This window comes from uncultured Lamprocystis sp. (assembly GCF_903933125.1).
Lineage (GTDB): Bacteria > Pseudomonadota > Gammaproteobacteria > Chromatiales > Chromatiaceae > Thiodictyon.
Window position 1 is genome coordinate 1 of record NZ_CAIZIZ010000136.1, and the last position, 4,353, is coordinate 4,353.

The 4,353-nt window shown below is 63.3% G+C and carries 4 protein-coding genes and 1 pseudogene; all 5 read right to left on the bottom strand.

Annotated elements, in window-relative coordinates:
• Window positions 1–198 (bottom strand): annotated as a pseudogene (locus QZY03_RS06440) (hypothetical protein); the annotation flags it as partial.
• Window positions 195–1,409 (bottom strand): restriction endonuclease, encoded by a 1,215-nt coding sequence (locus tag QZY03_RS06445; protein WP_295579254.1) that lies wholly within the window; start codon window positions 1,407–1,409, stop codon window positions 195–197. The pseudogene QZY03_RS06440 and the gene QZY03_RS06445, both read right to left, overlap by 4 nt.
• 147 nt (window positions 1,410–1,556) lie before the next feature.
• Window positions 1,557–1,922 (bottom strand): hypothetical protein, encoded by a 366-nt coding sequence (locus QZY03_RS06450; protein WP_295579256.1) that lies wholly within the window; start codon window positions 1,920–1,922, stop codon window positions 1,557–1,559.
• Complete coding sequence (locus QZY03_RS06455) at window positions 1,915–3,684, bottom strand: DUF6516 family protein (RefSeq protein WP_295579258.1); 1,770 nt, start codon at window positions 3,682–3,684, stop codon at window positions 1,915–1,917. Before QZY03_RS06455 ends, QZY03_RS06450 begins: the two co-directional genes overlap by 8 nt.
• Window positions 3,685–3,772: 88 nt before the next feature.
• The gene (locus QZY03_RS06460) at window positions 3,773–4,204 is read right to left on the bottom strand and encodes a poly(ADP-ribose) glycohydrolase domain-containing protein (protein WP_295579260.1); all 432 of its coding nucleotides are present in this window, start codon (window positions 4,202–4,204) and stop codon (window positions 3,773–3,775) included.
• Between the last annotated feature and the right edge of the window lie 149 nt (window positions 4,205–4,353).

The following is a 4,353-nucleotide window of genomic DNA, read 5'->3' on the forward strand; positions in this document are numbered from 1 at the left end:
CCGGATCCCTGACACCGAGCGGCGCGCCTTATCCACCCTACAGCGGAGCCGGTTTTGTAGGGTGGATAAGCGCAGCGCATCCACCAGCAGCCTTGCCGACGGGACGCGGTCGGCGGCGGCCACCCAAATTTGGAACTGCTGTGGAGCAGGGCGACCAGCGCCGATGACGATGCTGCGCTGCCCAATCTTGCCGATCATGGCCCCATTTCCTCCGTCGAATCCAGGGCTGGCTCTGCTTCGCTGTCGGCGTTACCCTCGGCAAAGTAGCTGTCGTCAATTTCGATCAGGGATTGGGGCCGCTTCTTGACGCCGACCTCATGTTTGAGTAGGAGGTCTATGAGCCTGTCGCCATCGATCAAAGTGATGGGTGCGGCTCCGGGGTACAGGGCTGCCTCGGTGCAGCCCTTGGCGAAGCGGCCGGTAGTAATGATCGTGCCGCGAATCGCCTGGTGGTAGGGCAGCGCGCCGCGCAACTGATCGAGCACCGGGCGCGTGATAGAACCTTGATGGCGCTTCACCTGGACTACTTCCTTGATCTGAGTAATGCCGAACTGGTAATTGGCGATCACATCGACACCTTTATCGCCACTCTGTTTGGTTACGACAACGTCCTCGTAGTCCATCGCTTCAAGCAGGTCCCGGATGAGAGCCTCAAACCGGTAGGGATGCATCTTGGCGAGCCGCTCCCGGAGTGCCGTGACCTGATCATCGTTGTAGTTCTTAATGGCGCTGAGTACCCGCTGATGCGGATGCTGCTCCGGCGTCGCGCTCGAATCGGCGGCGTAGGCGATGCCTTTCTCGGTGATGGCGTAGGTATTGCCTGCCCGAGTGGAGTAGCCGCGTTCGACGACGTTGAGCATACGATAACGTAGCGTATGCTTGATGGTCGAAGGAGTCCTGGAGGTTGAGTGGGCCAGCAGAAAACTCCCCCAGTCTTCGAGCAGATCGCCACGTTTGCCCGGCGAATGCGCAGCGAGGATGGAGAGTAGAATCGGGATGCCTTCGGCCTCGTCGATTTTGCGGACCGTGGCGATATCGTCGTCGAGAAATGCCTGCCCGATGTCGGACAGTCGGTATATGCCACTGCTGTCAGGCATCAGCAGCTTGTAAGTGGCGATAAACCGGTAAGCGCCGTAAAGGTAGCGGGGGTTGATGGTCTCACCGCTTTCCTTCCAGATTCGGCCAGCTAACGCCGCGGACTCGCCGGAGAGGCGTTGAATAATCCATTCGTCCGGGTTGCTCCAATCGACCTGATTTTGGGGCGTGCCGGTATGGTCCCATACCGCGGCGACCATATCGCGGACGGCAGTTTGGCTAGTCGTACCCGTCCAGATGGCGATGAGCCTGCGGACTTCGGTATAGCTCGGGAGATTGGGGATGTGAACTAGGTCGTGATGATTTTCGGTCATGTTTGGCTACGTGATCCATTGCTTAAGCATCATAGATGCCCGGGGCGGCATCTTGGCAGTACTATACTCAAATAAGTAGTCGCGGGCGCGCGAGTCAGCGAGCCTCGGCCGGTCACAGGTATAACTGATTCTTGACATGCTGTAATCTCAAGCGGCTAACGGTACCCGCAGGTCGATCTCATCCCAAGGTACGAATACGCGTTGGCGGTCGTCGACTTCAAGGATACCTAAATCGACCAAGGTCCCGACATCGGTGCAGCCAGGGATCTTGTCCTGCTCGACTGGTTCAGCAAGTTCCCCGATGGGTGTGGGTCCGCGGCGTTTGACTGTCTGTATCAGTTCCCAACGCCTTGGCGTCAGGGTACTGAGCATCTCAGACAGGCTCTCGAAGCCAATGGATTCAACTGGGGTGACGGCTTCGCCCCGTTCCAAGCGTTCCCAGGTTTGCGCGAACGCTTCCATCGCGGCCTGCGGGGTCGAGATCTCGATGCGAAGGATGCGTCGTTCAGTCATCGGTCAGTCTCCTGACATCGGCCCAGAAATCGTCGAGCAAAGTCCTGACGCTGACGAAGGTATAAGGTTCTTCCCGTCCTGCGAGGTGCTTGTGGTCGCCCTTGCCGCGCTCGTTGTCGTAGCCGACGATACGCTGCCGGTCCCGAATATACACTAAACGGTACTTCAGCCCGTGCGGGCGCTCCGCATCGGCCTGGGGAGTTGCCAGATGACCATTTCGATCAGGCCGGAGCGGAAAGTCTGACGGCGCTCGAAGAGCTTTCTGGCGTTCATTGTTCCAATGACGCCACGATTGAGGACCTTGGTCAAGTCCTGAGCCACACCGCGGGCGTGGCCGGTGGCGGCTTGGGTACTCCAGTTGGGACAGGTGGCGGTCGAGGATGGACTCCAAGTAGGACGCGAGGCCGAAGACGCGGCTTGCGAGCTCGCGACTGCTGGGCAAAAGGTCCGGGAGAAGCAGGTGGAGCAAGGTGTAGAGATCGGGGTCGCCGAGTTGGACGGGGGTGGCTTCGATCCGGACAACGGCCTCGGCGTTGTCGCAGAACCAGCGGACCGCCCGGTAGGCCCAGGTCTCGGTGTTGCGGATGTGGTGGGCCTCGTCGACGATGACCAGATCGAAGGCGGGCGGCGGGTCCAGACCGAGCAAGCCGCGCCGGGGGCGCCGCCGCTCGGTGTCGCCCATGAGCAGGGCCTCGTCCAGCAGCGAATAGGGCAGGATGGCGCGGGCGTATTGCTGCGGCCAGACGCCGTCCAGGTGGGTCTCTTCGATGCAGTAGCGCAGGGTCGGGCCGTCCAGGTGGTCGAAACGCTCGTCGAAGCGTTTCATCTCTTCGAGCCATTTGCGCTCGGCAACCAGCGGCTTGGGGCAGATGACCAGCACGGTGCGCAGTTCGCGGCGGGCCTGAAGCTCCTTGAGGATCAGCCCGGCCTCGATGGTCTTGCCGACGCCGACCTCATCGGCGATGAGCAGCCGGGGCCGGTCGGCCTGGATGAGCTTGATCACCGGGCGGAACTGGTAGGGGACGAACTGGATGCGCGACGCGAAGAGCGAGTAGAGGTTGCCGATGCTCGGGTGGCGCAGTTGCGCGGCGGTGAGCGCGGCGTGCAGTGCGGCCGGGGTAACGCTGGGGCGTGCGGCCGGTTCGATCTGAGAGGCGTAATAGGTGGCGACGGCGCCGTCGTGGAAGACCTGATAGCGGTCCTCGGGGTCGGCCGTGACGCGCGCGACCACGGCGCCGGTGACGGTGGGCTGGGCCTTGAGCCGGACGAGTTGGCCGGGGTCGAAGGCCCCTTGCGATGCCGTTGCGGACGGTTGATCGGCAGGTTTGGCGGACCCGGCCAGTTGCGCGAGGAGCGCGGTTCGCTCGGCGTGGATGTCGGCCAGCGTGGGCTGGTCGGCGCCGATGGCCTGCATCAGCCGCTCGATGGTGTCGAGGTCGCGGTAGCGCTCGTCGTCCGGGATGCCGCTGACCGGAGCGTGCGCCCAGCGGTTGCGGATAGTCTGGGCCTCTTTGAGCCAGTTCCTTGCCGTTGGCGGCAAGGAAGCTGCGTGGGCAATCTCGGACCAGTTGCGGTCGGCGATCCGCAGCAGGGCAGCCAGGTCGAGTTGGTCGAGCCGGGTGTGACCCGCGGTGTCGACGTGGTTGCGTTGCTGAAAGGTCAGCTCGTCCAGGATGTGGGTCTGCCACCAGTGATCGGATAGGCTCGGCAAAACCTCGGCGAGGAAGGCCGCGAGCCGGGTGGACAGGTGGCGGTGGTCCATGGGTCCGTCCGTCGTTGTTTGATGGGAGCCGATTCTTCACGCCACACCATTATGTCCTTACGGGGGCTGCCTGTGAATGCGCTTCAGGTCAAGACGTTGGGACACACCCGGCCGCCGCGTCGGCTAGTCGTCGGGCTGCCGTGAGGGTGGTTTCGTTGGCGACTTGAACTCTGGTCAGGGCAGACCGAGCAACCGCGGCCACCGGCAGGACAGCATCCGGCGGCAAGCTGCGTTTGGCGGCCACGGCTTGGGCGACTGCCGCCTGCCAGTGCACGAGCGTGCCCTCGGCGCTGGTGTAGACCCCGGTCGCGGCGGCCTGGACCGCGGTGCGACCCAGTTCAGCGGCACGTGCCCGCGGGATGTCCAGGACCGCGCGGCAGCGGGCCGCCCGTTCCGCGGGGATGTCCAGGACCGCGCGGCAGCGGGCCGCCCGTTCCGCGGAATCGAGACAGGGCAACAGAATGAGTTCGTTCATGATGTCCTCGTTGGCATCGTGATCGCGGCGGTTGCCGATCGGCATCAACTGCTCTGAAACTCCGCGGCGAAGGGGGCCAGGAAGCGGCGCTCCGGCGACCAGTCAGCGATGGCGAAAACCACTGACTGGAAGGCGCCGGCCTGTTCCTGGAGCGCCTCATGGAAGATGGCCGCGATGCGGGCCGGGTCGTTACC